Genomic DNA, 1,546 nt, shown 5'->3' with positions numbered 1-1,546 from the left:
GATGATCTCGGGGTCTGTTTCTCTTAAAAAAGGGTTAACTTTCTTCTCTAACTGTAAGCTTGTCGGAATCGTACTCTGATTACCGCTACGCAAAGATTCGCATTTAGAATTGTACTCATGCAAATCTTGGTTGCTGGGCATGAGTGTTTTCGCAAAGGCGAGGTTGGATAGCGTGTATTCATGAGCGCAGTAGATGTCTGTCGAATCCGGTAGCAATTTGAATTTCTCGAGAGAGTGCAGCATCTGTTCGGCGGTGCCTTCGAAAAGTCGACCGCACCCACCTGAAAACAAAGTGTCTCCTGAAAATAAGCGCGGGCGATTGTCGAGCACTGTGAGAAACGCAATGTGGTCGAGAGTATGGCCGGGAACTTCAATAACGCGAAATTCCAAACCAAGTAATGTGAAGCAATCCCCTTCGACATGTTCATGTTCAACGCCAGCATAACGTGATTCTTTAAATCCAATGACCTTGGCGCTCGGGAATACTTGTTTTAGGCGTTCTATTCCCCCAACGTGGTCAGGATGATGGTGTGTGACTAATATGGCATCAAGCGATAATTGGTGCTGTTTTAAATGCTCCAACACGGGTTCAGCTTGACCAGGATCCACGACGATCGCAGTTTTAGCATCCTGAATACACCAGATATAGTTGTCGACAAATGCTGGTATTGCTTCAATCGTGATGGTGCCCATTTGCATCTCTCGTTTTTCTAGCTTCTGTTAGTTTTTGAAACTACGAGTATACTGCTTAAAGCATCCGATTTGCCTTACGCTTCCGAAACCTTTTAGGACGATACGATGTACCACAACGACTTCTTTCAAGAGAAAGATCAGGCTTCTTCTTTCATGGCTACTCAAAAAGAGCTGGAAGATTGGTTTCAATCAGCTATTGGACGGTCGTTGTTGGCGAATCAACGGCAGCGCCTGGGGAAGTTAGTTGAGCGATGTTATGGGTTTCACCAAGCTGAAATAGGTGTCTCACATCGAATCCCTGTTGGTAATGCAAGTGGCTTGGGTCATGGTTTCTATGTTGTACCAAGGGCTGAACCTGACATGCCTGAAAATACTGTAGTGTCACTGAGCACTGAGTTAGCTTTAGATCATGATTGCGCAGACATGGTTATTCTTCATCACGCTCTTGATTTTAGTGCAGACCCGCATCAAACGCTTAGAGAGGCTGCTCGGATTCTAAAGCCCTCTGGTCACCTTGCTCTTGTGGGCTTCAACCCGCTTAGTTTATGGGGAGTGCTGAAGCTTTGTAATCGCTCGTCAAGAGGCCTTTGGCGCAACCGTTTTATCTCGGGTCATAGAGTGTCCGACTGGTTAAATCTTCTCGATTTTAAGGTCGATACCATGCGTTACTATTTCTATGCGCCGCCGATAAATCATCCTAGTACTGCAAGCAGGTTTGGTTGGATCGAGAGTATACTCAACTCCAAAGTGCCTTTGGGAGCCTACTACGTTATCATGGCGCAAAAACAGCAAGGGGCGAGGATCAACCTACGCCGTTCTTGGCGTAAACCGGCAAAAGTTATTGGTATTCCGG

2 protein-coding genes are annotated in these 1,546 nt (G+C 46.1%); one reads left to right on the top strand and one right to left on the bottom strand.

Translation table 11 applies throughout. The features are described from left to right. The coding region (gene gloB, locus A3751_RS18310; protein ID WP_068458494.1) for a hydroxyacylglutathione hydrolase at positions 1-693 on the bottom strand (693 nt) is incomplete at its 3' end. 105 nt (positions 694-798) lie between these two features. On the opposite strand from gloB, the gene A3751_RS18305 reads away from it, so the two are divergent. Then, positions 799-1,546 (top strand): class I SAM-dependent methyltransferase (locus A3751_RS18305; protein WP_068458492.1); only part of this gene is annotated, 748 nt, incomplete at its 3' end.

It is taken from the genome of Oleiphilus sp. HI0080, from assembly GCF_001635135.1.
Note: the sequence above shows the minus strand (reverse complement) of the source record. Positions and strands in the feature narration are given on the sequence as shown.